Here is a 26,088-nt window from a genome sequence, read left to right as displayed (position 1 = left end):
CGTCGTGGGTTCCGTCTGCGGCGGCGCGGTCGGCGCCGACTCTACTTTTGCGGCGGCGTGGTGCTGCCCACGGCCGCGCCGCCGTCCGGGATCACCGGCAGCGTGACCTTGGAGGGGTACGCCGCGTCGTGCAGCAATGTCTGGTGCGCGGTCCGGCGGGCCGTGGACCGGCCCAGCCAGCTGCCGGTGCTGGGGTTCGGGTCGAACTGCGGGTAGTCGCTGGAGGAGATGTCGAGCCGGATGCGGTGGCCCTTGCGGAACAGGTTGCTGGTCGGCCACACCTTGATCGTGTACGCGTACACCTTGCCCGGGACGACGGGTTGCGGGTCGCTCGTCGAGGCGCGGTAACTGGCGCGCACGATGCCGCTGTTGAGGTTGACGGCGGTGCCGTCGGGGTGCACGTCGACGAGTTTGGCGGTCCAGTCGGTGTCCGGGGCCGACGTCGCGGCGTACAGCGTGACGGTGATCGGTCCGGTGACCTCGGTGTCCCGCGTCAACGGCGCGCCCGTGTAGACGGCGACGTCCGGGCGCTGCTCGATCTGCTGTTGGTCGTACGGGCCCTGGGTGCTGATCGCCGCGGTGCAGCAGGAGTGGCCGCCGACGCTCGGCACCGGGTTGCGCGGGTCGTAGGTGTAGTGGTCGGCCGGCGCGCCGGAGTTCGGTGGCGCGGTGGAGAGCGTGCCGTCCTGGGTGTTGCCCGCCGCGTGGCCGGTGCTGCCCAGGTAGTAGTCCTGCCACCGGGTCTGCGGCAGCGGCCAGGCGGGGGACGTGCGCCACCGGTTGGCGCCCATCACGAAGTAGTCGACGCCGCGCCGTCCGACGCCGTTGTCCCTGCCCTTGAGGTGGTGGTCCCACCAGGCGAGCATCATCTCGTCGATCGGGCTGTTCCCGGCCGGCCCGATCGCCTTGAGCAGGGGTGCGGGGGCGCTGGTGGGGCGGCCCCAGCCGGTGTGGTCCCAGGGGCCGATGACCAGCCGCTGGTTGTCCCGGGCGCCGGGCGAGCCGGCCCGCGCCACCATCCCCTGGTAGTTCTTCACCGAGCCGTCCAGGAAGGCGTCGTACCAGCCCGCGTAGTTCAGGACGGGGATGTCGACCTTGCCGTAGTGCTCCTTGGGGGCCCATCGGCGCCAGTAGTCGTCGTACGTGGGGTGCTTGATCCAGTCGAAGAAGTACGGGGCGACCTTCGGGTCACCGGGGTGGAAGGGCCGGAAGGCGTCGTACGGGGCGGTGGCCAGCCACTTGCTCACGTCCTGGTAGTCCCGGTTGACCTGGTCGTAGGTGGCCCGGTCGCCCCGGTTGGCGGCGGCCGACGGGACGATCTTGCGCATCGCCCACGGGATGACGAAGTTCAGCCGGAACGCGCCGCCCTCGTAGTTCCAGCCCTCGTAGTAGTCGTCGGAGGTCAGCGCCGGCACGATGGTCTTCAGGTGCGGCGGGCGCTCCTGGGCGGCGAGCCACTGGGTGGCCCCGACATAGGAGGAGCCGTACATGCCCACCCGGCCGTTGGAGCCGGGCAGCCGGGCGGCCCACTCCACGCTGTCGTAGCCGTCGTGGCCCTCGTTGGCGAACTCGTAGAAGTCGCCGTCCGACGCGTACTGGCCGCGGACGTCCTGGATCACCACGAGGTAGCAGTGCGAGGCGAACCACTCCGGCGACTGGTAACTCGACGGCTGCACCTCGGCTTCGGCCTTGCCGTACTGGGTCCGCATCAGGATGACCGGGACCTTGTCGCCGGTGACCGGCCGGTAGACGTCCGCGCGCAGGACGGTGCCGTCCCGCATGGTGGCGCCGACGTCGGTGGTCTTGCGGACCGGGCACGGGCCCCGGCCGGTAGACGGGGGCCACTGGCCGGTCGTGGTCGCGGCGGCGGGCGCGCCGGTGGTGGTGCGGCTCGCGGAGCGGGCGGCGTCGGCCGGGGCGGCGGGGGCGGCGAGGAGCAGCGGGGTCAGGGCCAGCGCGAGGGCGGCGGTGGCGGTCGCCGCCGGCCGGCGGGAGCGGGTTAAGCGGCGCTTCACCGTCGGCTCCCCCCGGTCGCCGGGGCGGGCCGGTGCAGCAGGTCCGGGCCGATCTCCGCCACCCGGGTGCAGCCGACGAGGCCCATCGTCAGGTCGAGGTCGGCGAGCAGGCTGCGCACGACGTGCTGGACGCCGTCGGCCCCGCCGAGGCCCAGCCCGTAGACGTAGGGGCGGCCGAGCAGGACGGCCCGGGCGCCAAGCGCCAGCGCCTTGACGACGTCCGCGCCGCTGCGGACGCCGGAGTCGAAGAGCACCTCCGTCTCGTCGCCGACCTCGGCCACCACGTCGACGAGCGCGTCGAGGGCGGCGACCGCGCCGTCGACCTGGCGCCCGCCGTGGTTGGAGACCAGCACGCCGTCCATGCCCGCGGCCACGGCCCGGCGGGCGTCCTGCGGGTGCACGATGCCCTTGAGGACGATCGGGCCGTCCCAGTGCTCGCGGAGGAAGCCCAGTTCGTCCCAGGTGTGCGCCTTGCCGCTGAAGATCGGCAGCCATTGCAGGGCCGCCGCCTGCGGGTCCTCCTCGGCCGGGCGGTCGAGCCGGGAGCGGAAGACCGGGTCGGACAACGGGATGGCCACGCCGTTGCCGCGGATGAACGGCAGGTACGCCTGGTCCAGGTCGCGCGGGCGCCACGCCAACTGCCAGGTGTCCAGCGTGACGACGAGGGTGGTGTAACCCGCGGCGCGGGCCCGCGCCAGGATGCTGGCGGTCACCTCGTCGTCGTGCGGCCAGTACAGCTGGAACCAGCGCTGGCCGTCTCCGTTGGCCCGGGCGGCCTCCTCGATGGTGTGCGAGGAGGCGGTGCTCAACACCATCGGGACGCCCGTGGCCTGCGCCGCCCGGGCGGTGGCCAACTCGCCGTCCGGGTGCACGACGGTCTGCACCCCGATGGGGGCCAGCAGTACCGGGGCGGCCAGTTCGCTGCCGAGCACGGTGGTGCGCAGGTCGCGTTCGGTGGCGTCGCGGAGCATGCGCGGAACGAGGCGGTGGCCGTCGAACGCGGCGCGGTTGGCGCGGGCGGTGGCCCCGGTACCGGCCGCTCCGGCGACGTACCCGTGGGGCTGGGGGCCCATCCGGTCGCGGGCCACCTCCTCCAGGGCCGACAGGTCCGTGGTGAACGGCGGGACCTGGTCCTGAAGCCCCCTCAGGTAGATCTCGAACTGGTAGTCCGCGAATCCGGTGCGGGACTCTGCCATGCGTGCTCCTCCATGTGGCGTCAGGGTTCGTGTGACGTGCGTTCCTCCCGGCCGCCCGCGGTCTGGTCCGGGCGGCGGGTCATGCCGATCAGAAGCAGGGCCAGTTGGGCACCGGCCGGCCCCAGTGCCTCGCGGTAGCCGCGCAGTACGGCGTTCTCCCGTGCCAGGTCGGTGCGCGGGAGGCCGGCCGTGCGGCGGGCGCCCTGGAGCAGCCGGTCCTCGCGGACGCGCAGCTGGATCAGCCTGATGATGTCGCGGTCCAACTCGCGCAGGCGCTCGCCGTGCCGCTCGGGGTCCTGGTCGGCGGCTTCGCGGCGCGCGGGGGCGGGGCGCTCGCTCATGTGGGGTCCGCCCCGCCGGCCAGTTCCCGGAGCAGTCGCCGGTAGGCCGCGGCCACCTCGGCGACGAACCGGGCGGGGGTGCCCGGTTGGTGTCCGAGCAGCACTTCCGCGCCGCCGTCGTCCTCCGGCCACACCTCCACCTCCAGTTCGTGCAGGGCGCGGTCGGACCGGGGCCCGACGAAGGCCGTCCGGCAGCCGTCGAGCGCGAGGTGCTGGGGCGGGGCGCTCTGCACCGCGAACAGGGTCTGGAACAGCGGGTGCCGGGAGCGGTCCCGGGCCGGGTCGGCGGCCAGCCGCACGACCTCCTCGAACGGCACGTCCTGCGCGGCCAGCGCCGCGTGCACGCCGGCCAGGAGGGCGGGCACCCGGTCCGCCGTGCCGTCGCCGGCCGGGCGCATCCGGAAGCAGACGACGTCGATGAGGCAGCCGACGGCGTCGGCGGTGTCGGGGTGGTAGCGCTTGGCGAGCGGGGCGCCGATCGCCAGGTCGCGGTCGCCGGAGACGGCGGCGAGCGCCTCGGCGTAGGCGGCCAGCGCGACCGCGAAGCGGGTGCTGCCCCAGCCGTGGGCGCGGGCCTCCAGCGCGGCCCAGTCGGCGGCCGGAATCCGGAAGGCGGCCCCGGGTGCCTCGTCGGCGGCGGCCGATTCCGGGACGGTGAGCGGCGGCACGCCGGTCAACTCCGCGCGCCAGAAGGCCCGCTGCTCGGCCAGCGCGGCCCCGTTCACCTGGGCCCGGGCGCCGGCGAGGACGGCAGCCAGCGCGGGCGGCGGCGCGGTGTCCGGTGCCCGGTGCCGCAGGCGGGCGGCGTAGGCCGCCGACAGGTCGTCGGCCAAGGGGCGGACGGAACCGCCGTCGAAGGCGATGTGGTGGAGGACGAGTCCCAGCAGCCACTCGCGGCCGGTTGCCAGGGGTGCGACGGCGCAGCGCCAGTTCTCGCCGGCGGCGATGTCCAGGGGGCGCGCGAGTTCCCTGCGGATCGTCAGCAGGCCCGCTTCCTGGTCGGCGGCCGGGGCCAGTTGGATCGTCGGCACCGGCGTGGGCGGCCCGTCGAGGAGCGCGACGGGCCGTCGGTCGAAGACGTACCGGGCGTGCAGGGCCTGGTGGCGCCGGTGCACGTCCGCCACCGCGGCCCGGAACGCCCGGGGGACGAAGTCCCCGCTCGCCCGCCAGATCAGCTCGCAGTGGGACGAGGTGTCGGTCGGGTCCAGCTGTTGTGCGTAGAGGAAGCCGTGCTGCGCGGGCAGCAACGGCAGCGGCTCCCCGGGGGCCGGCCGGTCGGGGTCCTCCGCGTCGCCCGCCCGGGCCTCGATCCAGTGCGCCAACTCCCGTACGGTCGGGCCGGCGATGAGCACGGAGGCCGGGACCGGGACGCCGGTGCGCGCGCCGATCCGCACGCACAGGCGGGCGCCGTCCAGTGAGTCCCCGCCCAGTGCGAAGAAGGAGGCGTCGTGCGGAACGGCTCCCCCGGTTCCCAGGGTCTCGGCGAAGGCGTGCGCCACCTGGCCGGTGACCGAGGCGTCGTCGGGGCGGGGGCCAGGGGCGGTCGGGGGGCGAGGGCCGGTGCGCCGCGTCACCAGTTCCAGGAGCGCGTCGGTGTCCAACTTGCCGTTGCGGGTCAGCGGGAACGTGTCCACGGCGGCGAGGGCCCGGGGCACCAGGTACTCCGGCAGCCGGGCGGCCAGGGCGTCGCGGACCGTGTCCGCCGGCACCGGCGCCCCCGCCGCCGGGGTGTACGCCGCGGCCAGCCCCACGCAGACGCCCCGTTCCATGAGGGGGACGACGACGCAGCGGCCGACGCCCGGGAGCGCGGCGATCCGGGCCTCCACCTCGCCGGGTTCGATGCGGTGCCCGCGCACCTTGACCTGCCGGTCGGCCCGGCCGGCGTAGTGCAGCACGCCGTCGGCCGAGAAGTGGCCGAGGTCCCCGGTGCGGTAGATCCGGCGCGGGCCGTCGGGGGCGATCTCGATCTCGGTGAAGCTCTTCGCGGTCTGGGCGGGATCGGCCAGGTAGCCGTTGGCGAGGCCGGCGCCGGCCACGCAGATCTCACCGGTGCTGCCCGGCGGGCACGGCCGCGACCGCTCGTCCAGGACGAACACCTCGGTACGGGCCACCGGGCGGCCCACGGGGATCTCACCACCCGCGGCGCAGTCGGCGGGAGTGATCCGGTGGGTCGTGGTGAAGACGGTGGACTCGACGGGCCCGTACCCGTTCACCAGCGCGGTGTCGGGGTGCGCGGCGACGAAGCGGTGGACGTGCGCGGGCGAGAGCCGTTCGCCACCCACCAACAACTGCCGTACGCCGTCGAAGCAGCCGAGGTCCTCCTCGACGAGCATGTGGAAGATCGAGGCGGTGAGCCAGAGGGTGTTGAGTCCGGCGTTCCGGACGAGGGTGCGGAGCGCGTCCGCGGTCAGGTAGGGCTCGTCGACCAGCACGCTGGTGCCGCCGCCCAGCAGCATCGACCAGAGTTCCAGCGAGGCGGCGTCCCAGGGCAGCGGGGCGGCCTGCGGCATGACCGTGCCGGGGCCGACGCTCATGAAGCGGGCCGGGGCGAACAGTCGGACCGTGCCGGCGTGCGGGGACAACACTCCCTTGGGGCGGCCGGTGCTGCCCGAGGTGAAGAAGAGGCACGCGGTGTCCGTCTCCCGGACCGGCGGCGCGTCGAGGTCCACGGCGGGCCGGGCGGCCACCTCTCCCAGATCGGCCTCGGGGACCCACACCGGGCGTGACCAGCCCTGCGCGTGGGACGGGGCCGCGGCGAGCAGCGGGGCGTCGGTCCGCGCCACCAGTTGCGCCACCCGGGAGCGGGGCCAGCGCGGGTCCAGGGCCGCGTAGGCGGCACCGCGTTTGAGCACCGCGAGCACGGTCGCGACGCACCGCGGTGACCGCGGCATCAGTACCGGCACCACGTCACCGGGGCCCACGCCGGCGCGGGCGAGTTCGGCCGCGAAGGCGTCCGAGGCCCGGTCCAGCGTCCGGTAGCTGACGCTGGTGTCCCGGTGGATGAGCGCGGGGGCGTCCGGTCGTTCGGCGGCGCGTTGCCGGAACACCCCGTGGATCGTGCCCCCGCCGTGTCCGCTGCCCGGTCGGTCCGTCATCGCACCCCTCCACCTTCCACGTGCTCCAGTAGGTCCGGTGCCCCGGGCGTCTCCTCGGTGCGCGCGTCCGGGGTCGCCCGGGGCGCCACGGGCGCCGTCGACGCCTGCCGCCCCAGGCGCAGCGCGCCCCCGACGCACGCCAGGCAGCCCAGTCCCAGGACGACCGGCAGCAGCCAGGCGTGGGTGCCGGCCAGCAGCCGTCCGCCCAGCAGCGGGCCGAGTACCAGGCCCGCGGACATCGCCGCCGAGTAGGCGCCGTTGTACCGGCCGCGCAGCGCTTCGGGGGCCAGGCCGTTGACGAGCGTGGGCAGTGCGACGGCCAGCAGCGCCTCGCCGACGGCGAAGACCGCCAGCGCGCCGACGACCAGGGCGGCTTCGAGGGCCGGCCGTCCGCTGGTCATCGCCAGGAGGAGCAGCAGCCAGCAGCCGGCCCAGCTGGTTGCCGTGGCGGCGAGCAGTGCGGCGGGCCCGGTCCGGGAGATCCGGGTGACGGCCAGGGCCTGGATGAGCACGATGCAGCAGGTGTTGGCCACGAACGCCCAGGCCATGACGCGGGCGTCCAGGCCCTGGACCGCGACCAGTCCCGGGATGCTGGACTCCAGTTGGCCGTAGCCGACCACCATGAGCGCGAGGGTCAGTGCCAGGACCTTGAGCAACTGGCGGTCGCGCAGCACCGCACCGTAGCCCCGCCCGGCGACGTCGGCCGTGCGGCCGGGGACCGGGCCGGTCGGCGCCGCCGACCGCGGCCTGCCCACGGCGGCCACCAGCAACGCCCCGGCCAGCAGGAACGACAGCCCGTCGGTCACGTACAGCCACTGGAAACGGCCGGGGTCGGCGGTCGAGGCGAAGAGACCGCCCAGCACGCCGCCGAGTCCGACGCCGGCGTTGAGCGCGACGAACTGCAGGCCGAAGGCGGCGGAGCGGGTCCGGCCCTCGGTGCTGCCGGCGATGACGACGTTCCACACGGAGAGCATCGCGCCGTAGGCCAGCCCGTAGAGCGAGCCGGCGAGGACGGCGCCCCGCACCGTCGTCACCAGTGCGAAGCCGCTGGTGCCGACGGCGGCGGTGGCCATGGCCAGGGCCGCCGTGCGGCGGATGCCGAAGCCGTCGGCGAGGCGGCCCGCGAGCGGGCCGCCGACCAGCGACGCGAGCGCGATGACCGAGATGACGGCGGTGGCGGTGCCCACCGACAGGCCGCGCACCCGGGTCAGGTACAGGACGAGGAAGGGCTGTACGAGTCCGGTGCCCACCGAGCTGATCAGGTTGGCGCCCATCACCACCCGCGTGCGGGGCGGCAGTGTGCCCAGGGCGGCCACAGACTCCCACTTCATGACCGAACGGCTCCCCCGCCGCTGGTGACCGCGGCGCCGACCCCGCCCAGGGTGGCGTCCGCCACGACCGCGCTCAGCCCCAGGGGGATCCCGAACTCCTCGCGCAGTCGCTGCACCAGGGCCATGGCCTGGAGGGACGTGCCGCCCAGGGCGAAGAAGTCGTCCTCGACGCCGATCGCCGTGTCGGGCGCCAGGTCCGGGCCCAGGATCTCCCGCCAGATCGCGGCGATCCTCTCCTCGACAGGTGACATGCTGTTTCATTCCTCCACGGCGCGTAGCAGAACGGCGGCCAGGTGTGCCGCACTTGAGCCCAGCAGGGCGACCACGGGGTACGCCGACCTCGTGGTGCCCGCCTTCGTACGATCGGTGAGATTGATCAGCGGATCGCTGCCCAGGCAGTGCGCGATCCGGCCCACGTTGTCCTGGTAGAGCTGGCGGGGTGCGAAGCCGGCCTCGCCCAGGAACGCCTGGAGGACGTCCGCTGCGAGGTTGCTCGACAGGACCGCGGAGACGTCGCCCGGCGTCAGCCCGGTGGCCGACCAGAGCTCCCGGAACAGCTCCTGATAGGTCATCAGTTGGGCTTGCAGGCGTTCGGCGGCCGGTCCCGGTCCGACGAGGTCGTAGCAGACCTGGCGGGCGCCGCCGACGACCTCCCACCCGTACCGACGGCCGGAGACGACGGCCGCGGCGGCCCCGTCGCTCCCCACCGCCGCACCGCCGAGCAGGACCCGGCTGCCCGGCTCCGCCGTGCGCACCAGGTCACCCGAGGCCACCGCCACGGTCCGGGCCGCCCCCGACGTCACCAGCGCCGCGGCGACGGCGAGGGCCGCCGTCGCGGTGGAGCAGTCGGCGAGCCCGAGCGCCAGCGGGTACGCGTTCCGCATCCCCAGCTCGTCCAGCAGTGCGGCGACGGCGGTCTGGGACGCGTCGCCCCCGGGCAGCGACTCGGTGGCGAACAGCACGGTGTCCACCGCCGCCGGGGGCGTCCGCGCCGCGGCCAACGCGTCGCGCAGGGCCGGGCGCAGCAGGTCCAGCACGCCGCCCCGGGCGAGCCGGTACTCGTCGAACGCGGAGGCGCGGCGCGGCGGTTCGGCCGCGTACTCCGGCAGGTCGGCCACCTTGCGGCGCTCCTCGCCCAGTGCGGCGGCGCAACCGTTCAGGTAGGCGCGGCCGACCGGGCCGTGGCCGTTCAGAGCGCTCCCTCCGAGGCGTCCGGCAGGGGCCGCGCGCCCAGCAGTACGGCGGCCAGGTGCGAGATGCCCGCGCCGAGCAGCACCAGGTGGCCGTCGTCGGTGCCGCGCGCGGTCCGCGCACCGGCCGGGTCCGTGCCGGCGAGCCGGTCGGCGAGGTCGATCAGCGGATCGCTCCCCAGGCAGTGCGCGATCCGTCCGACGTTGTCGAGCGCCAGCTTGTCGCCGCCGTGGCCGACGTCGGAGAGGTAGATCTCCAGCACCATGCGGGCGAAGTGGCTGGGCAGTACGGCGCGGACGTCCTCGGGCCGGTGCGGGTGGTGCGCCGCCAGGCGGGCGAACAGCTCCCGGTGGGCGGTGACCTTCGCGGTCAGCTCCTTCCGCGCCCCGCCGCCGGAAGCGGTCGGGGGCGAGGTGTGATGGGCCATTCCCAGCACCGGCAGGCCGGCGGCGGTGGCGGACACCAGTGCCGAGGCGGCCGCGTCGCTGGCGATGGCCACGCCGCCGGCCACCACCCGGTCGCCTCCTGCCGCGAGGTCGGCCAGGTCTCCGGAGACGACCAGGACGTGTCGCGCGCTGCCGTCCCGGACGAGGGACGCCGCGGTGCCGAGGGCGGCCATGGCGGTGGCGCAGTCCATCAGGCCGAGGGTGCTCGCCGTGGCCCGGGTCAGTCCGGTCTCGGTGAGGAGTTCGGCGACGTCGCGCTGCGCCGCGCGGCCCTGCGGCAGCGAGTCGGTGGCGAGCAGCACGAGGTCGACCTCGTCGCCCGGGACGCCGGCCTCGCCCAGGGTGCGTTGGACGGCGGCGGCCATCAGCTCCACGACGGGCGCGTCCGACCAGCGGTAGGTGTCGAACCCGGCCGCGGGGGCGGTCAGTTCGGCGGCGATCGCGGGATCCGCCTGGAGCTCGGGGAGGTCGGCCACGGGCTCGGCGTACTCGCCCAGCTCGTACGCCGGGGCACAGAGCCGTGGGGTGATCATGCGGGTCCCCCCTTGCCCGGTTCGGCCCGGGCGGCCTCCTCGGCGGCTTGTTCGGCGAGCGCGGTGAACCGCTCGACGATGCGCCGCGCGGTGCCCTCCTCGTACAGCTCGGTGTCGTACTCCAGCCAGCCCTGTGCCCCGTCCGGGCCGGGGTAGACGGCGAGCGTCAGGTCGTAGCGCGCGGTGCCCTTGTCCAGGTCGGCGGTGGTCACCCGGGCGCCCTGGATCTCGCGGGTGGCCTCCCCCAGGTTGTCGAAGACGAAGACGGCGTCCAGGAGCGGGTGGGTGCCCGGCACCCGGCGCCGCTCGGTGATCAGCTCGCCGGGGTAGGCGGCGTGGGCGAGTTGGGCCCTGGTGGCCGCGCCGGCGGCCCGGGTGCGCGCGGCGTGCGAGCCGTCCCCGGCGTCGCGCAGTCGCACCGGCAGCACGTTGAGCAGGTAGCCGACGACGTCGGTGCTGCCGGGCCGGTCCCGGCCGGCGGTGAACGTGCCGAGCAGCACGTCGTCGCGGCCGCCGTGCTCGGCGAGCGCGGCCCAGGCGACGGCGAGCCAGCCGGCGTAGGCGGTGGTCGCCGCGCGCTGGGCCGCCGTCAGGATGCCGTCGGCGACCGTGCGGGAGAGCGCGAAGTCCACCCGGGCGCCCGCCCGGCCGGTGCCCGCGGAGCGCGGTCGGTCGGCCGGCAGCGGCGGCGGGGCGTCGGCGACCTCGGACGCCCAGTGCGCGGCGGCCGCCCGGCCCGCGGCGCTCGCCAGCCAGCCGCGTTGGTCGCGGGCGGCGTCGCGGAAGGGCGGTGCCGGCGGCGGGTCGGTGTCCGCGGGCCGGGCCAGTTCGTCCAGCAGCAGTTCGAAGGACCAGGCGTCGAAGACGAGGTTGGGCACCACGACCAGCAGCCATGCCTCGTCGGCCGTCGCCCCTTCGGCGAGGGCCACTCGCAGCAGCGGGCCGTGCGCCAGGTCGAACGGTTCGGCGGCCAGCTCGCGGGCGAGCGCGTGGGCGGCGTCGGCCCCCGCACAGCGGGTGCGGACCAGGCGCGGCGGCAGTTCCTCCCGCACGACCGGACGGACGCCCGTGCCGTCCGCCGCGGTGCCGTCGAAGGTGGTGCGCAGCGCCTCGTGGGCGGCCGCGAAGCCGCGCACCCGCTCGGCGAGCAGGTCGAGGTCGACGGGCGCGCCGGTGAGGTGGACGGCCTGACAGACCACGTCCACCGGGCGTTCGCCCACCCACTGCCTGGTGCGCCACAGGCGTAGTTGACCGGGCGTCAACTGCTGTGCGGCGCGGCGGGCTTCGGGCAGTCGGGCGCGGAGCAGGGCCCGTTGTTCGGGGGTGAGGGCGGCGAGGCGGGCCGTGAGGTCGGCGGTCATGCGTAGCGCCTCCGGAGTTCGTTGAGGTGGCTGAGGCTCTCCACGACGAGGGATTCGTCGACGCCGAAGTCGATCAGGCAGGCGATCTCGTTCACGCCCATGCCCTGGAAGCGGTCGACGACCTTCGTGCAGGAGTCCGGCGTGCCGAGCAGCGCGCCCTTCTCGAAGTACTTGTCGAAGGCGAACTTGATCAGTTCGTCCTGGTCGCCGGCCGAGATGTCGCGGACGCCCGCGCCCGGGGCGAGGTTCTTCTTCTGGGAGTCGATGACGGTGAAGAACGACCGCAGGTAGTCGCTGAACGGCGGCCAGACCGTCTCCCGCACCTCCTCCAGGTCGGTGCCGATGAAGGTGTGCAGCATCAGCGTGACCGTGGTGCCCTCGGGGTCGTGTCCGTACTGTTCGAGGGTCGCGTGGTAGAGGGCGAGCTTCTCCTCCAGCTCCTCGTTGGTCATGTCGATGAGCGCGGTCAGCACGTTGCAGCCGAGCCGGCCCGCGGTCTCGAAGGTCTCGGCGCTCTTGGTGCAGGTCAGCCAGATGGGCAGTTCGGGCTGTACGGGCTGCGGGTGCAGCTCCACCTCGACGTGGTTGCCCAGGCCGTCCTGGACGTAGACCGGGGCGCCCTCCCACAGTTCGCGCAGGGTGGTGACCGCGTCGAAGGTGCGCTGCCTGCGGTCCTGCCAGCCGTCCGGTTTGATGGCGAAGTCCAGCGGGCTGAAGCCGGTGGCCAGGGCGATGCCGGCGCGGCCGCGGGAGAGGTTGTCGACCACCGACCACTCCTCGGCGACCCGGATCGGGCTGTGCAGCGGGAGGATGACGCTGCCGGCCCGGATCTGCAACCGCTGGGTGGTCATCGCCAGGCCGGCGCCGAGCACCGAGGGGTTGGGGTAGAGGCCGCCGAAGCGGTGGAAGTGCCGCTCCGGGGTCCAGATCGCGGTGAAGCCGTTCTCGTCCGCGTAGCGGGCCGCGTCGAGCACGAAGCGGTACTTGTTCTTCTCGTCACCGGAGAAGAAGATCAGACTGAAGTCCACGGTCAGCGCTCCTGTTCCTGCTGGGCGGTTGCCTGTTGGGCCTCGGCCAGCAGGCGTTCGGCCTCGTCCGGATCGAGCGCGGCCAGCTCCGCGGCCAACGCCTCGACGTCGTCGTCGGCCGCCGCCGCTCCTTGGGTGCGGGCGTCGATCCGCTCCTGCACGAAGCGGGCCAGCGCCCTGGGCGTCGGCTCGCTGAGCACGTCGGCGAGCGGCACCTCGGCCGAGAACTGGTCCCGGACGTCCGACAGCAACCGCACGATCAGCAGCGAATCGCCGCCGAACTCGAAGATGTCGCCGTCCAGCGGCATGTCCTCGCGGCCCAGCGCGCCGCGCACCAACCGCGCGACCTGTTCGGTCAGATCGTCCGCGCCGCCATCCGGTCCGTCGCCGGCCGCGGCCGCGGCCGCCGTGCCGCCGGCGGTGGGCCGGGCGATCCGCTCGTCGCGCACCCACTGGTCCAGCCGGTGGGCGACGTCCCAGGTCGAGACGGCGACGTGGGAGACGTCGCGCAGCGTCAACAGCCGGCGTACGGCCTCCAGTCCCTCCTCGGGCTGGATCGCCTTGTCGTCCATGCTGCGGCCGATCGCGGAGATCGCCCGCTTCTCGTCCTGGTGGTGCTGCCAGACGTCCCAGGCGGCGCTGATCCACACCGTGCGGTCCAGACCGCGGTTGGCGCGCTCCGCGGCGACGTCCATGAAGTGGTTGGCGGCGCCGTAGCCGAGCAGCCGCAGCCCGCCGAGCACGCCGGCCAGTGAGGACAGCAGCAGGCAGAAGTCGACCGGGTGGTCGGCGAGGACCTTCTCCAGGGCGATCTGGCCGTGTGCCTTGGGCGCGAAGTGCCATTGGCACTGCTCGACGCTGGCCGCGGTGATCGCCCGGTCCCACTGCTCGCTGGGCAGGCCGGCCGCGTGCACCACCCCGTCCAGCGCGCCGAAGTGACCGGTGACCTGCTCCACGGCGGTGCGCAGCGCGTCCTCGTCGGCCACGTCGGCGTGGACCAGCAACGGTTCGGGGCCCTCGGCGGCCAGCGCCCGCAGCCGGGACATGCGCAGGGCCGTCGGGTCGTCCGCCTCGTGCTCGGCGAGCCAGGCGTCCCACGTCTCGCGCGGCGGCAGCGGATCGCGGGTGAGCAGCGCGAGGCGGGCGCCGGGGCACTCGCGGCGCAGCCAGTGGGCGAGGGTGGAGCCGATCTCGCCGAGCCCGCCGGTGATCAGGTAGACGCCGCCGTCGCGCAGCCGGGAGGTGGCCTTGGCGGTCCAGTCGGCGCGTACGGGTTCCAGGTCGGCGATCCAGCGGGTGGCGCCGCGCAGGGTGGTGGCGACCTCGGGGCGGCGCCGTCCGGCCAGTTCGGCGGCGAGGGTGCGCAGCGACCGGTCGTCGGGGGTGCCGGGGAGGTCGAAGTGGCGGGAGCCGATGTTGCCGTGTTCCTGGCCGATGACCCGGGCGGCGACGGCGAGCGGGGCCAGTTCGGCGGCCGGTTCGGGCTCGGCCGGGCTGAGGGCGTAGGCGCCGGCGCTGATCAGGTCGAGTTGCAGGGGGTGCGTGACGCCGTGCGCGCTGACCGCCTTGACCAGGGCTATCAGGCTGTAGACACCCTGCCGTTGGGCCTGTTCGAAGCGCTCTTTGCCGCGTTCCGCGGGCAGCGGGGCGGTGGACCAGGCGTGCACGATGCGGTCCGGGAGCCGTTCTTCGGCGAGGAGGTCGCCGACGAGCCGGGCGTGGTCCTCCTCGGAGTCCGGCCGGATCGTCCAGGTGTCGCCGTCGCGGGCGTAGTCGGTGCCTGCGGTGACGGTGAGTACCTCGCCGGCGAAGGCGTGCCGGGTCAGCCGCGCGGCGGTGCCGCCGGCGTCGGCGAACAGCAGGACCGGGTCGGCGATCGGTTCGGGGGTCGCGTCGAGGGTGCCGACGGCCTGCCGCCACACGGGGGTGGAGAACCACTGGTCGAGCGGCAGTTTGCGCACCGCCCCGGGAGTGCCGCCGGTTCCGGTGAGCGGGCCGCTGCCGGGCTCGACCCAGTAGCGGGTCCCCTCGAACGGGTAGGTGGGCAGCGGAACCCGGGCCCGGCCGCGGTCTGCGTAGTAGCCCTGCCAGTCCACGGTGAGGCCGGCGGCCCACAGCCGGCCGAGCGCGGCGGTCACGGCCGTCAGGTCGGCGCCCGCGTCCCGGCCGCGGGCGGCGGAGGTGAGGACCGGCACGCCGGTCTCGCGGTCCGGGTGCCGGCGGGTGAAGGTGGCCAGCGTCTGGCCGGGACCGACCTCGACGAAGACGTGCTCGTCGGCGGCGGCCAGGACCGTGCCGAGGCAGTCGGCGAACTGCACCGTCGCACGCAGGTGCCCGCCCCAGTACTCGGGGTCCTGTGCCTCCTCGTCGCGGATCCAGGTCCCGGTGCGGTTGGAGAGGAACGGGATCTGCGGGCGGTGGAGTTCGACGCCTCGCAGCACCTCGGTGAACGGGCCGACCGCGGGGTCCATCATCGCCGAGTGGAAGGCGTGCGAGGTGACGACCTTGCGGTGGGCGACGCCGTCGGCGGTCAGCCGGGTGGTCAGCTCGCGGACGGCGTCCTTGGTGCCGGCGACGGTGCACACGGCCGGTTCGTTGACCGCGGCGAGTGCGATGTCGCCGCCTTCGAGGTACGGGGTCAGTTCCGCGGGCGAGAGCATCACCGCGGCCATCACCCCGCCGGGCAGTTCGTCCATCAGCCGGCCGCGCTCGGCGACGACCCGGAGCGCGTCGGGCAGCCGGAACACCCCGGCGAGGGTGGCGGCCACGTACTCGCCGACGCTGTGGCCGATCAGGGCGCTCGGGCGCACGCCCCACGCCGACCACTGCCGGGCGAGCGCGTACTCGACCGCGAACAGGGCGGGCTGGGTCAGGCGGGTGCGGCCCAGGTCGTGCGGTGCGCCGCGGTAGCCGCGCAGGCGGGGGTAGAGGGCGTCCCGCAGGTCCAGGCCGAGGTGCGGGGCGAGGAGTTCGGCGCAGGCGTCCAGTTCGGCGCGGAAGACCGGCAGGTGCGCGTACCAGCCCTCGCCCATGCCGGGGTGTTGGGCGCCCTGGCCCGGGAAGAGCAGGACCACCGGGCGGTCGGCGGGCTGGCCGGAATCCTGGTGGGTGTGGCGCGGATCGGCGGTGCGCAGGGCGCGAACGGCGGTCGCCCGGTCGGGGGCGGTGACCACGGCGCGGTAGTTGAAGGTGCGGCGGCCGGTGGCGAGGGTGTGCGCGGTGTCGTCGAGGGCGGTGTCGTCCGGCGCGGCGTCGTCGTCCGCGGGACCGGGCTCCGGGGCGAGCGCTTCCAGGTGGTCGGCCAACGCCTGGCGTGCGGTCTCCAGCGCGGCCGGGGACTTGGCGGAGACCGGCAGCAGCACCACCGGCGGTGCGGGCTGGGCGTCCCGGGCGGCGGGGTCCGCCGCGGGGGCCTCCTCCAGGACGACGTGCGCGGTGGTGCCGCCCATGCCGGTGGAGGTGAGTGCGCAGCGCAGCGGTCCGCCGTCCGCGGACCGCCACGGCTCGGTGCGCGTGCCGACGCGGAAGCGGGTGCCCGCCACGGCGCACTGCGGGTTCCACTCGGCGAAGTGCGGGGTGGGGACCAGTGTGCGGTGGTGCAGCATCAGGACGCACTTGATCAGCGCGGTGACGCCGGCCGCGGTGCTGAGGTGGCCGAGGTTGGCCTTGACCGATCCGATGGTCAGCGGTGGCGCGTCGGCCACGTCGTAGGACTGTGCCGCGGCGGCCAGTTCGATGGGGTCGCCCATCGTCGTGCCGGTGCCGTGGGCCTCCAGGTAGCTGACGGTCGCGGGGTCCACGTCGGCCACCGCGAGCGCCTCGGCCAGGACGGCGGCCTGCCCGGCGACGCCCGGTGCGGGGTAGCCGACCCGGTCGGCGCCGTCGTTGCCGACCGCGGAGCCGCGCAGCACCGCCCAGACGGTGTCGCCCTCGGCGAGCGCGTCCTCCAGGCGCTTGAGGACGACGACGCCGAGGCCGTTGCCGAACAGCGTGCCGTCGGCCGCCGCGTCGAAGGGGCGGACGCTGCCGGTCGCCGAGGTGATCCCGTCGGTCTCGTGGAGGTAGCCGGCGTCCTGCGGGAAGCGCAGCGCCACCCCGCCGGCCAGCGCCGCGTCGCACTCCTGCGCCAGCAGGCTCTGCACGGCCAGGTGGACGGCGACCAGCGAGGTGGAGCAGGCGGTCTGCACCGAGATGCTCGGCCCGGTGAGGTTGAGGTGGTACGAGGCCCTGGTGGCGAGGTAGTTGGGGTCGTTGCCCATGAGGGTGGCGAGGTCCTCGCGCATCTTCGGCAGCGAGCCGTTGAAGCCGCGTTCGCCGGTCAGCACGTTGTGCAGCAGGTAGGTGCTGGTCAGCGCGCCGGCGAAGACGCCGACGCGGCCGGGGTACTGCTCGGAGTCGTGGCCGCTGTGCTCCAGCGCGGACCAGGCGGACTGGAGGAAGAGCCGCAGTTGCGGGTCCATCCGTTCGGCCTCGCGGGCGCTGAGGTAGAAGAACGAGGCGTCGAAGAGGTCGACGTCGTCCAGGACCGACGCGCGCGGGACGTAACGGGGGTTGGTGAACGTCTCCGGAGCCACTCCGGAGGCGCGCAGCCGCTCCTCGTCGACGTCGGTGAGGTGGTCGGTGCCCGCCACCAGGTTGCGCCAGAACTCGTCGTGGTTCCGCGCTCCGGGCAGCCGGCAGTCCAGGCCGACGATGGCGATCCGGCCGTCGGGCGCGGTGTCGGCGGGGGTCGCCGTGGCGGCCGTCGCACCGCGGGGACGGTCAGTCACAAGTGCCTCCTGTTTGCCGGTCGTTCGGGGTCGGTGGGGCCGTGCGGGTACGGGCGGCGGCGCGACGGCCGCCGTGGGCGGCGCGGCGGCGGGCCCCGCGGGCGGCGCCCGCCCGGGAGTCCGACCGCTCGGCGCCGCCGAGGAGCGCGACCAGGCTGCGGAGGGTGGGCGCCCGGTAGAGGTCGGTCATCCGCAGGTCGGGTGCGACGGTGCGGGTGAGGCGTTCGTGCACGGTGGCCATCCGCAGCGAGGTGCCGCCCAGGTCGAAGAAGTTGTCGTCCGGGCCGACGGTGCCGACGTCCAGTGCCTCGCACCAGGCCGCGGCCACCGCCCGGGTCAGCGGACCGGCGCCCGCCGGTGCGGGACCGTCGCCCGGGTGAGCTGACCGGCCCGGGTCCGTCGCACGGTGCGGATGCGGCAGCGCAGCGCGGTCGATCTTGTGATTGGGCGTCAGCGGCAGGGCCGTCAGGAAGACGTACGCGGTGGGGACGGCGTGGGCGGGCAGCACGCCCCGCAGTGCGGCGCGCAGTGCGGACGGCTCGGGGCGGGTGGCGTCGGTGGTCACCAGGTAGGCGGCGAGCTGCCGTTCGCCCAGCCGGTCGTCGAACGGCATCACGACCGCCTCGCGCACCTGCGGGAGGTCCTTCAGCGCGCTCTCCACCTCCCCGGTCTCCACCCGGATCCCGGAGATCTTCACCTGGAAGTCGCGCCGCCCGATCAGCAGCAGCGTGCCGTCGTCGAGCCGCCGGGCGAGGTCGCCGGTGCGGTAGGTCCGGCCGTCCGTGACGGCGCCCGGCGCGAGGTACCGGCTCGCGACGACGATCTCGCCCTCGCCCGGTCCCGGCACCGTGCGCCCCTCGGCGTCCTCCAGGCGCACCTCCGTCTCCGGGACCGGGTGCCCGAGCGGGAACACCCCGGTGGGCGGGCGGTAGTTCCGGTCGGCGACGCGCAGCAGGGCGCAGGAGCACTCGGTGGAGCCGTAGGCCCCGGCGACCCGGCAGTGCGCCCCGAAGGACCGTCGGGCGGCGTCGAGGTCGGCGAGGTGCAGGGTGTCGCCGCCGAGGGCGAGCATCCGCATGGCGGGGAGTTCGGTGGCGCGCGACTCCATGGCCCGCACCAGGGCGCGGAAGACGGGGAGCGTGGAGTGGTAGACCGTGACGCGTTCGGCGGCCATCCAGTCCAGCAGCCCGGTGATGCCGAGGGACTTCAGGTCGACCGGGTACAGCGCGGCCCCGTTGAGCAGGGCGGCGAAGGTGTCCTGGACCGCGGAGTCCCAGCTGTAGGCGGACTGGAGGGTGACCCGGTCCAGCGGGCCGATGCCCAGGCCGTCGGTCCAGACCCGGGTGTGGTGCAGGACGTTGCGGTGGAGCTGCGCGACGGGCTTGGGCCGCCCGGTGGAACCGGAGGTGTAGAGGACGTACGCCTCGCCGTCCGGCCGTACCGGGACCTCCGCTGCCCCGTGCGCGGGGGCCGCGCCGGCTCCGTCCGCCCGCGCCCGGGCATCCGCGTCCGTCGGGACCAGGTCCTCGTACGCCAGCACCGGCCGCTGGCCGGCCAGTCGACCGGCGAGCGGCGCGTTGTCCGCCAGGGCGACCAGCGCCCGCACGTCGGCGTCGTCGGCCATGAAACGGAGCCGGTCCTCGGGGTAGGAGGCGTCCAGCGGTACGTAGGACATGCCGGCCCTCAGCACGCCGAGCAGGGCCGCGATCATCTCGGCACCGTGCGAGAAGAGCAGGCCGATCCGGTCACCGGGCCGCAGGCCCGCCATGGTCAGCGCGGTGGCGACCCGGGCGGCGCGCCAGGCGGTCTCGCGGTAGGTCCAACGGGCCTCGGGGGTGACCACGGCCTCGCGCGCGGGGTGCGCCGCGACCTGCTCCAGGAAGCGGTGGACGAGGGTGCCCGCCTGCTCGGCGGCGGGGAACGGCCGGTGTCCCGTGCCCGCTTCGGGCACCAGGGCGGCGGGCGTCACGACGTCCCGCTCCCCTCGTGCGGGCCGTAGTGGAGGAGGACGGCGGGGTGCGCGGGCCGCTCACGCAGTCCCGCGTACGCCTCCGCCGCGCGCTCCAGCGGCAGTCGCGGCAGGTTCATCGCACGGGGGCGGACGGCTCCGATGTCGATCAGGTCCAGGGCCCGTTGGAGGTTCTCGGTGACCGTGCCCTCGCCGGGCGGGGCGGTCACGTCGCGCAGCCCGCGGGCGTACGCGGCGTCCCGGTAGCCGGCGCCGCAGCGGGCGGCGTAGCGGATGTCGAGGTTGCCGAGTTCCACGCTGAAGTCGATGTGGGCGGCGAAGCGGCCCACGCCGACCAGTCTCGGCCGGCCCGGCGCCCGGTCCGCCCAGCGGGCCGCCGCGGCGATCACCGCGCCCGCGTCGCCGGTCCCGCAGAGGAACACGCACCGGCCGCCCGTGGTGGGCGCGGGGTGCGGCTCCGCCGCGCGGAAGTGGTCACCGTCGGCGGCGGCCAGGCCGAGTGCCGCCGCGGTGCGCAGCCGCTCGGGCCGGAGGTCGATCAGGGTGACCGGTACGTCGCGGGCCGCCGCGGTCTGGGCGACCAACTGCCCGACCATGCCCGCGCCGACCACGACCACCTCGTCGTCCGGTGCCAGCACCGCGCGGTCCACCGCGTGCACGGCGGTGGCCGCCAGGCCCGCCACGACGGCGTCAGCCAGGTCCAGGTCGTGCGGGACGCGCCGGCACAGCCGGTAGGGGACGGTGACCGCCTCGCTGTGCACGGCCTCGCCCCAGCCCATCGCGATGACCCGGTCCCCGGGGGCGAAGCCGGGTGCCTGCGGGCCGACCGCGTCGACCACACCGGCCGAGCAGTAGCCGAGCGGGAACCGTTCGCCGGTCCGCGCGCTGCGGTCCAGGTAGTGCAGTTCGGTGCCCGGACTGACCAGGCTCCACTCGGCGCGCACGCGCAGTTCCCCGCGGCCCGGCGGCTCCCGCCGCACCCGTTCCATGATGGGCTGGGCGGCCCCGTCCGCCACCAACTGCCTTACGGATAAGGAACGTTCCCCCGGTCCTGGGGCGACCTGCGGCTTCGATGCCGCGCTGCCCGCCGGGGTTCCCCGCACCGCCGTCACCTGTCCCCCTCCCCTTCCGGAGCCGCGATCCACTTCTCGTCCGGCACGATCTCCAGCTCCTCCTGATACCCCGGTATCGGCCCCAGCGGAACCGGCTTGCCGGACCGTTCGTAGGTCGCCCGCCGGTTGCGCTTGCGCTCCAGGCCGAGGTTGAGCCCGGCCAGGTCCACCGGCGTGTGGCTGAGCAGCCCGTGTTCCCGCGCTTCGGCGACCGCCTCGGCGCCGGCCGCCGTGCGGATGAACACCCGTCCGTGCTTGGGCTGTTCGGCGCCGGTCACGCTCGCGGCGAAGATGTTCGGGTCGCCGTCGCTGACGCTGACGTCGGCCAGCCCGGACATCCAGTCGCCGCAGGACAGGCAGCGGTGCGTCTTGTTCCCCGCGAAGTCCCGCACCGCGCGCCAGAACTCCACCCGGTGGTCGGCGCCGTCGTCGGTGCGGACGGCGATGTCGCCGGGGTACGCGCCCTCGCGGTAACGCAGCCGGACCACGGAGTCCAGCGGGACGCCCGCCCGTTCGCGGATCACGTCGGCGGTGCCTTCGGGACGGGTGCTGGAGGAACAGGCGGGTTCGACCAGTAGCACCACCCGCGCACGCGCCCACCGCCCCGCCTCGGTGTCCATCGCCTGGAGCTTGCGCATCGCCTGGATGTGGCAGGCCACCCCGGACATGGCGATCCGGGTCTCGGGCTCCTCCAGCATGAGCGGACGCAACGCCCCGAGATACGGGGCGAGTTGATAGGTGGACTGGGCGGTTTCCACCAGCTCGGCCGGATCGCGCAGGACGGCCGGTGCGGCCCGCCAGGGTTCCTTCTCGTCCCGTCCCATCGAGAGCACCGCCGAGACGTCCAGCCGGTGCATCGCGGTCTGCAACAAGGCCGTGAGGCTGCCGCCGCTGGCGGACGCCTCGTAGACGTCGGCGTCCACGGCATGGCCGGCGACCACCTCGGAGAAGACGCCGACCCAGCGTTCGCCCGGGGTGCGGGTGCGGCCGAACAGTCGCTCCTCGCTCTCCGCGGTCCCGGGGTCGGCGCCCGGGCAGACGTCCAGGCAGTCGGAGCAGTCCGCACAGTCGGTGGCGGTCCAGGAATCGGCGGTGAGCACGGGGTCCAGCCCGTCGAACCCGATCACCCCGGCCGGGCAGGCCAGTTGACAGGCCCCGCACACGGTGCACAGGCCCGGCTCCAGCACGTCCTGCGCAAGCTGTTGGAACGTCATATTCGCCCGCCCCCGTCGTGCCGCCCGGCCTGCGCCACGGCCGCGCCGATCCGCTCGGTCAGCCAGCGGTATTCCGCCTCGTCCAACAGGGCCGGCGGCACGATCTTGACCGTGGCGCCCTCCGGGCCGCCGCCGAACAGCAGCAGCCGTTCCCGCAGCGCGGCACCGGTGACGGCCTTGGCCAGTGCCGGGTCGAACCGCCCGTCGCGCACGCAGTCGAAGGCGGCCAGCGCCCCCACGGCCCGGACGGCGCTCATCCACGGATCGTCGGCGGCCAGCGCCGCGAGGTCGGCCCGCAGCCGTTCCCCGAGCGCCTGCGCCCGGCCCGCCACGTCCTGTCGCACGACGACGTCCACCACGGCCGCGGCCGCGGCGCAGGAGAGCGGGTGGCCGGAGAAGGTGGAGGTCTGCACGCTCGGCGGCAGCGCGTCCAGCACCGCCCGCTCCCCCACCACCGCGGCGATCGGGAAGCCGTTGCCGAGGGTCTTGCCGAGCAGCGTCAGGTCCGGACGCTCGGTCATCAGCTCGGCGGTGAACAACCGCCCGGCCCGCCCCAGGCCCGTGTAGATCTCGTCCAGCACGAGCAACGCGCCCCGGGCGTGCGCCTGGCGGGCGATCTCGTCGAGGATCCCGACGGCCACCGGGAGTACGCCCTCGGTCACCTGGACGGGCTCCAGCACCACCGCCGCGGTGCCCCCGTGCGCGTCGGCGGCGTCCAGTGCGGCGGCGAGGTCGGCGGCGAAGCGGGCCGGGCCGTCGGCCGGCTCGCCCGTGCGCGGATCGGGCAGTGCGGCGGTGACGACGTGGTCCGGTTGCGGTGCGCTGTAGGTCTTGAACTCCGAACGCCAGGTCAGGGCCAGTGCGCCGGCGGTCTTGCCGTGGTAGCCGTGCCGGAACGTCACCACCGCCTGGTGCCCGGTGGCGGCCCGGGCGATCTTCAACGCGGATTCCACCGCCTCGGCCCCGGTCGCGGTGGGCAGGACAGCCGGTTCCCGGTACGGGGACAGCGCCCCGATCCGCTCGACCAGCCGCGTACGGGCGTCGGAGCCGACCTTGCAGCCGGTGTGGGTCAGGCGGTTGAGCTGGGCGATCGCGGCGGCCGTGACGTCCGGGTGCTGGTGGCCGAGGGTCGCCGCGCCGCTGCCGGAGGTGCCGTCGAACCAGGCGGTGCCGTCCTCGGTGCGCAGCCAGGGGCCGCTGCCGGTGCTGAAGTCCGGGCCGAGGGTGCTGCCGGTGGACCGCGCCTCCACGGCGCCGGGGCGGCCGTCCGCCCTCTGGGGTGAGCCGGTCGCCGCGTCGGACGCTAAGTCGGTCATTGCTGGCTGTCCTCCACGATCCGTGCGCCGACGGCCCGTTGCACATCGGCGAAGTCGGGAAACGACGTGTGGTGGCAGGCGCCGCCGTGCACCGTGGTGTGCCCGGGCAGGCTCGTCGCGAGGGTCGCGGCGGCCATGGCGATGCGGTGGTCCTCGAAGCCGGGCACGGTCCCGGCGCGCAGCGGAGCGCCGCCGGTCACGGTCAGCCCGTCCGCCGCCACCTCGACCCGGGCCCCGAACGCGGCGACCATGCGGGCGGTCGTCGTCAGCCGGTCGGTCTCCTTGAAGCGCAGTTCCTCGGCGCACCCGATCCACGACGTGCCGGGCAGGCGGGCGGCGACCGCGGCGAGCAGCGGGACCTCGTCGATCAGTGCGTGCAGCACGGCGGGCTCGTCGACCCGCACCGACTCCAGACCGTCCAGGCCGCCCCTGGCGACCACCGTGCCGGTCGGTTCACCGCCGCTGGTGCTGCGTTCGTCCTCGTAGGAGATGCCGGCGCCGGCCCGCCGCAGCACCTCGAAGAAGCCCAACCGGGTCGGGTTGAGACCGACACCCGGCACGCGCAACTCGCTGCCGTCGCCCCACAACAGATGGGCCGCCACGGGGTACGCCGCGAGGGAGGGGTCGGCGGGGACGTCGATGACGGGCGGGACGGTGTACGGTCCGCCGTCCCAGGTGAGGGTCCGCCCGTGTTCGTCCAGCCCCCCGCCGAAGGCGGCGAGCATCCGCTCGGTGTGGTCGCGCGAGCGGACGGGATGGCGCACGGCGGCCGCCAGGCCCGCTGCGGCCACCGCGAGCAGCACCGCGGAGCGGGCCTGCGCGCTGCCCACGGTCAGCTCGACCGTCCCGGGCCGGCACACCGGTTCGCGCACCACCACGGGTAATCGTCCGCGCTCTCCCAAGTAGTCGATGACCGCGCCGAGTTGGCGCAGCGGCTCGACGATCCACTCCATCGGCCGGTGGCGCAGCACGTCGTCGCCGTCCACCACCGCCCGGGTTCCGGTCCCGGCCAGCATCCCGATCAGCAGCCGCGCCGCGGCGCTCGATCCGCCGGTCTCCAGATACGGCATGTCCGCGGGCCAGGAGATGCGGTGGGGGTGGTCGCGCACCTCCTGCGGGACGGGTGCGGCGCCCCGACGCACGACGAGCGTGCCACCGCCGTCGTCGTCCACGTCGTCCACGCGCAGTCCCAGCGCGTGCAGCGCGGGCAGCAGCGCCCGGACGGCGCCGCCCAAGTTGGCGTTGCGCACGGTCAGATGGGCGGGCGCACCGGGCAGCAGGGCGGCCAGTAGCGCCCGGTGGCTCACCGATTTGTCGCCCGGCACCGTGACGGTCCATGGACCGGAGTGGTGTGGCGCACGCCCGCCGTCGACCACGAGGTGCGCGGCATTGGTGGCCGGTCTGTCGAATTCCCCAGGACCGTCGTAGACGGTTTCCTGGGGCGCTTCGCGCACGCCCTTCCCGGTTTCAGGCACACCAAGCTCCTTTTCCTGGGCCCTTACGGCCCCGGGCAGTCGACCGCACGGTGCCCCGCGTCGATTCACACCTGCGCTTTGCGCACCCAGCACTCCGAAGCGGTCGCCGAATGAGGAGAGGAGAAACCCCCTTCCGGAAGGGGGTCTGGACACGCGTGGACACAGTGGAATCGTGTGACGACACCGGCGTCCGCACTGTTCGGCAACCCGGGGTGGTCTCCCCGGCGCATTCGACTCAACCATCCCCGCCGAGCGAATGTCAACGAATCGTGGATCACTCCCCGCCGACCTGCTGGTTCGTCATAAACACCGGGAAATGCGCCACTTCCCCTGGGCATGAACTCGTAATCACCCAAAATCTCGAAGGATTCCAAGGTGGCCCGAGCGGACAGCCGCGCCGCCCGATACGCGCCGACGGGCACCCCGCCGCCGACGCCGGACGCGCGCTTCCCCTTGGATCCGGTGGGCCGCGACGGGCGCACGAAAATGCCGCCGGGGCACCGTCCGGGAAGTGGACGGTGCCCCGGCGGCCACCGTGAGTGCGTGGTCACCGAGCGGCCAGGGAATTACCCGTGCGCCGCCCGCGCCACCGCAATGCCGATCCGTCAGAGGCGGATGACGTTGTTGCACCCCACGGTCGATCCGATCCTGTTGACCCGCACGCCCCGACGGTCCCAGCCCCGGTGCTCGTGGCCCCAGTGGTGGAGGAATCCGAACCCGCCGAGGACATCGATGTTGTTCTCGAACGTCCGGCAGCGGGTGCTCTGCCGAATGATGACCTTTCGGCCACCGCGCTTGCCGTGGTGCCGGCCGCTCGACTGCTGCTGGAAGGTGGTCTTCTGGCTCACCTGGGGGCCGCCGTGGTCGGGGCCCGCATTGGCCTGGGCGGTGCCGGCACCGAGGAGGCTGATGCTGCCGATAAGGGCCACCACCACGGAAGCCTTGCGAAGCTTGCGCATGTCATCTCCGAAATTCGCGCGGATACGATCAGCGATTGATCGACTTCATACGGTGAAGGGAGATTAATGCAAAATGCTGCACACTCATCGAATGACGCGCCGCATCCCATGATGGTCACGAACTGGCATGACCCATTTACCGACTGACCCGAATTTCACATAACCGCCGGGCCCGGCACGAGCACACCGCGTCCGGCGGCGATCTCCTCGGCGCGGGACGCGGTACCTAAACGGCGTCGGGACCGTCGACCATGCGGAGCAGCACCGCGGCCTCCGCGCGCAGCCGCGCGGCCCGGTCGGCCTGCGCGGGGCCGGTCAACTGCGCTGCCACGTCGAGGCGTTCGCCGGCTTCCGCCCGCACGATGTCCAGCACCTCGCGGTCACTCAGCTCGCGCCGCAGCGCCTCGGTGGCGCCGGCGCCGACCGGTGCCGCTTCGAGGGCCACTCCGCGCAGCTCGGCTTCCGCCACGGGTACGGCCTCGGCGTTGTCCAGCGCGGAGAGCGTGGCGCGGAGCGCGCTGAGGGCGACCTTGTCGCGGGCGCGCATCGCTTCGGGGAGGGCTTGACGCAGACGAGAACGGAGGGACATGCCGGTGACGCTACGGCCGCGCCCGCGAGCCGACAACGCAATTTTCGTGCGGCGCCGAACGCACGTCAGCTGTCGCGGCGCCGCCCCGGCACGCCGCACGCCCACCGGCCGACCACGGCGGCCCGGCAAAGGGTGCGCAATCCGGTTG

General features: G+C 74.4%; 18 protein-coding genes. All 18 read right to left on the bottom strand.

Annotation, left to right across the window (positions count from 1 at the left end):
• Positions 1 to 41 precede the first annotated feature (41 nt).
• The gene (locus tag ACJ6WD_RS08545; RefSeq protein WP_407615425.1) at positions 42 to 2,015 is read right to left on the bottom strand and encodes a CocE/NonD family hydrolase; all 1,974 of its coding nucleotides are present in this window, start codon (positions 2,013 to 2,015) and stop codon (positions 42 to 44) included.
• Positions 2,012 to 3,211 carry a lactate 2-monooxygenase gene (locus ACJ6WD_RS08540; protein WP_407615424.1) on the bottom strand — a complete coding sequence of 400 codons (1,200 nt, stop codon included), beginning with the start codon at positions 3,209 to 3,211 and terminating at the stop codon, positions 2,012 to 2,014. Before ACJ6WD_RS08540 ends, ACJ6WD_RS08545 begins: the two co-directional genes overlap by 4 nt.
• Before the next feature lie 20 nt (positions 3,212 to 3,231).
• Positions 3,232 to 3,552, bottom strand: coding sequence for a hypothetical protein (locus tag ACJ6WD_RS08535; RefSeq protein ID WP_233655593.1), 321 nt, complete (start codon positions 3,550 to 3,552; stop codon positions 3,232 to 3,234).
• Complete coding sequence (locus tag ACJ6WD_RS08530; RefSeq protein ID WP_407615423.1) at positions 3,549 to 6,647, bottom strand: amino acid adenylation domain-containing protein; 3,099 nt, start codon at positions 6,645 to 6,647, stop codon at positions 3,549 to 3,551. Before ACJ6WD_RS08530 ends, ACJ6WD_RS08535 begins: the two co-directional genes overlap by 4 nt.
• Positions 6,644 to 7,978, bottom strand: coding sequence for an MFS transporter (locus ACJ6WD_RS08525; protein ID WP_407615422.1), 1,335 nt, complete (start codon positions 7,976 to 7,978; stop codon positions 6,644 to 6,646). The genes ACJ6WD_RS08530 and ACJ6WD_RS08525 overlap by 4 nt, the downstream gene beginning before the upstream one ends.
• Entirely contained in the window at positions 7,975 to 8,229 is a 255-nt protein-coding gene (locus tag ACJ6WD_RS08520) for a phosphopantetheine-binding protein (RefSeq protein WP_233655596.1), read from the bottom strand. The genes ACJ6WD_RS08525 and ACJ6WD_RS08520 overlap by 4 nt, the downstream gene beginning before the upstream one ends.
• 6 nt (positions 8,230 to 8,235) lie before the next feature.
• On the bottom strand, positions 8,236 to 9,096 hold the full coding sequence (locus tag ACJ6WD_RS08515; protein ID WP_233655597.1) for an acyl carrier protein: 861 nt from the start codon (positions 9,094 to 9,096) through the stop codon (positions 8,236 to 8,238).
• 71 nt (positions 9,097 to 9,167) lie between these two features.
• Positions 9,168 to 10,148, bottom strand: a complete 981-nt coding sequence (locus tag ACJ6WD_RS08510; RefSeq protein WP_331248746.1) for an acyl carrier protein — start codon at positions 10,146 to 10,148, stop codon at positions 9,168 to 9,170.
• On the bottom strand, positions 10,145 to 11,509 hold the full coding sequence (locus tag ACJ6WD_RS08505; protein WP_407615421.1) for a condensation domain-containing protein: 1,365 nt from the start codon (positions 11,507 to 11,509) through the stop codon (positions 10,145 to 10,147). Before ACJ6WD_RS08505 ends, ACJ6WD_RS08510 begins: the two co-directional genes overlap by 4 nt.
• Positions 11,506 to 12,537: a MupA/Atu3671 family FMN-dependent luciferase-like monooxygenase gene (locus tag ACJ6WD_RS08500; protein WP_233655600.1), complete on the bottom strand. Its 1,032-nt coding sequence runs from the start codon at positions 12,535 to 12,537 to the stop codon at positions 11,506 to 11,508. The genes ACJ6WD_RS08505 and ACJ6WD_RS08500 overlap by 4 nt, the downstream gene beginning before the upstream one ends.
• A gap of 2 nt (positions 12,538 to 12,539) precedes the next feature.
• A complete protein-coding gene (locus tag ACJ6WD_RS08495) occupies positions 12,540 to 17,306 on the bottom strand; it encodes an SDR family oxidoreductase (protein ID WP_407615420.1) in 4,767 nt (1,588 codons plus the stop codon).
• Positions 17,299 to 19,275: a non-ribosomal peptide synthetase gene (locus ACJ6WD_RS08490; RefSeq protein ID WP_233655602.1), complete on the bottom strand. Its 1,977-nt coding sequence runs from the start codon at positions 19,273 to 19,275 to the stop codon at positions 17,299 to 17,301. Before ACJ6WD_RS08490 ends, ACJ6WD_RS08495 begins: the two co-directional genes overlap by 8 nt.
• Entirely contained in the window at positions 19,272 to 20,291 is a 1,020-nt protein-coding gene (locus tag ACJ6WD_RS08485) for a 3-hydroxyacyl-CoA dehydrogenase NAD-binding domain-containing protein (protein ID WP_331248743.1), read from the bottom strand. Before ACJ6WD_RS08485 ends, ACJ6WD_RS08490 begins: the two co-directional genes overlap by 4 nt.
• A gap of 92 nt (positions 20,292 to 20,383) precedes the next feature.
• Positions 20,384 to 21,601, bottom strand: a complete 1,218-nt coding sequence (locus ACJ6WD_RS08480; protein WP_407615419.1) for a Coenzyme F420 hydrogenase/dehydrogenase, beta subunit C-terminal domain — start codon at positions 21,599 to 21,601, stop codon at positions 20,384 to 20,386.
• Positions 21,598 to 22,917 (bottom strand): aminotransferase class III-fold pyridoxal phosphate-dependent enzyme, encoded by a 1,320-nt coding sequence (locus ACJ6WD_RS08475; protein ID WP_407615418.1) that lies wholly within the window; start codon positions 22,915 to 22,917, stop codon positions 21,598 to 21,600. Before ACJ6WD_RS08475 ends, ACJ6WD_RS08480 begins: the two co-directional genes overlap by 4 nt.
• A complete protein-coding gene (locus ACJ6WD_RS08470; protein ID WP_407615417.1) occupies positions 22,914 to 24,392 on the bottom strand; it encodes a 3-phosphoshikimate 1-carboxyvinyltransferase in 1,479 nt (492 codons plus the stop codon). Before ACJ6WD_RS08470 ends, ACJ6WD_RS08475 begins: the two co-directional genes overlap by 4 nt.
• Positions 24,393 to 24,997: 605 nt before the next feature.
• Entirely contained in the window at positions 24,998 to 25,351 is a 354-nt protein-coding gene (locus ACJ6WD_RS08465) for a hypothetical protein (protein WP_233655607.1), read from the bottom strand.
• 226 nt (positions 25,352 to 25,577) lie between these two features.
• Complete coding sequence (locus tag ACJ6WD_RS08460) at positions 25,578 to 25,898, bottom strand: hypothetical protein (RefSeq protein WP_331248754.1); 321 nt, start codon at positions 25,896 to 25,898, stop codon at positions 25,578 to 25,580.
• Positions 25,899 to 26,088 lie beyond the last annotated feature (190 nt).

The sequence above is a fragment of the Streptomyces sp. VTCC 41912 genome, assembly GCF_045799175.1.
GTDB lineage: Bacteria > Actinomycetota > Actinomycetes > Streptomycetales > Streptomycetaceae > Streptomyces > Streptomyces albulus_C.
Note: the sequence above shows the minus strand (reverse complement) of the source record. Positions and strands in the feature narration are given on the sequence as shown.

Coding starts and splice junctions, on each gene's coding strand:
- ACJ6WD_RS08540 (WP_407615424.1), bottom strand. CDS start 3,211: ATGGCAGAGTCCCGCACCGGATTCGCGGACTACCAGTTCGAGATCTAC.
- ACJ6WD_RS08535 (WP_233655593.1), bottom strand. CDS start 3,552: ATGAGCGAGCGCCCCGCCCCCGCGCGCCGCGAAGCCGCCGACCAGGAC.
- ACJ6WD_RS08530 (WP_407615423.1), bottom strand. CDS start 6,647: ATGACGGACCGACCGGGCAGCGGACACGGCGGGGGCACGATCCACGGG.
- ACJ6WD_RS08525 (WP_407615422.1), bottom strand. CDS start 7,978: ATGAAGTGGGAGTCTGTGGCCGCCCTGGGCACACTGCCGCCCCGCACG.
- ACJ6WD_RS08520 (WP_233655596.1), bottom strand. CDS start 8,229: ATGTCACCTGTCGAGGAGAGGATCGCCGCGATCTGGCGGGAGATCCTG.
- ACJ6WD_RS08510 (WP_331248746.1), bottom strand. CDS start 10,148: ATGATCACCCCACGGCTCTGTGCCCCGGCGTACGAGCTGGGCGAGTAC.
- ACJ6WD_RS08505 (WP_407615421.1), bottom strand. CDS start 11,509: ATGACCGCCGACCTCACGGCCCGCCTCGCCGCCCTCACCCCCGAACAA.
- ACJ6WD_RS08480 (WP_407615419.1), bottom strand. CDS start 21,601: ATGACGTTCCAACAGCTTGCGCAGGACGTGCTGGAGCCGGGCCTGTGC.
- ACJ6WD_RS08475 (WP_407615418.1), bottom strand. CDS start 22,917: ATGACCGACTTAGCGTCCGACGCGGCGACCGGCTCACCCCAGAGGGCG.
- ACJ6WD_RS08465 (WP_233655607.1), bottom strand. CDS start 25,351: ATGCGCAAGCTTCGCAAGGCTTCCGTGGTGGTGGCCCTTATCGGCAGC.
- ACJ6WD_RS08460 (WP_331248754.1), bottom strand. CDS start 25,898: ATGCGCGCCCGCGACAAGGTCGCCCTCAGCGCGCTCCGCGCCACGCTC.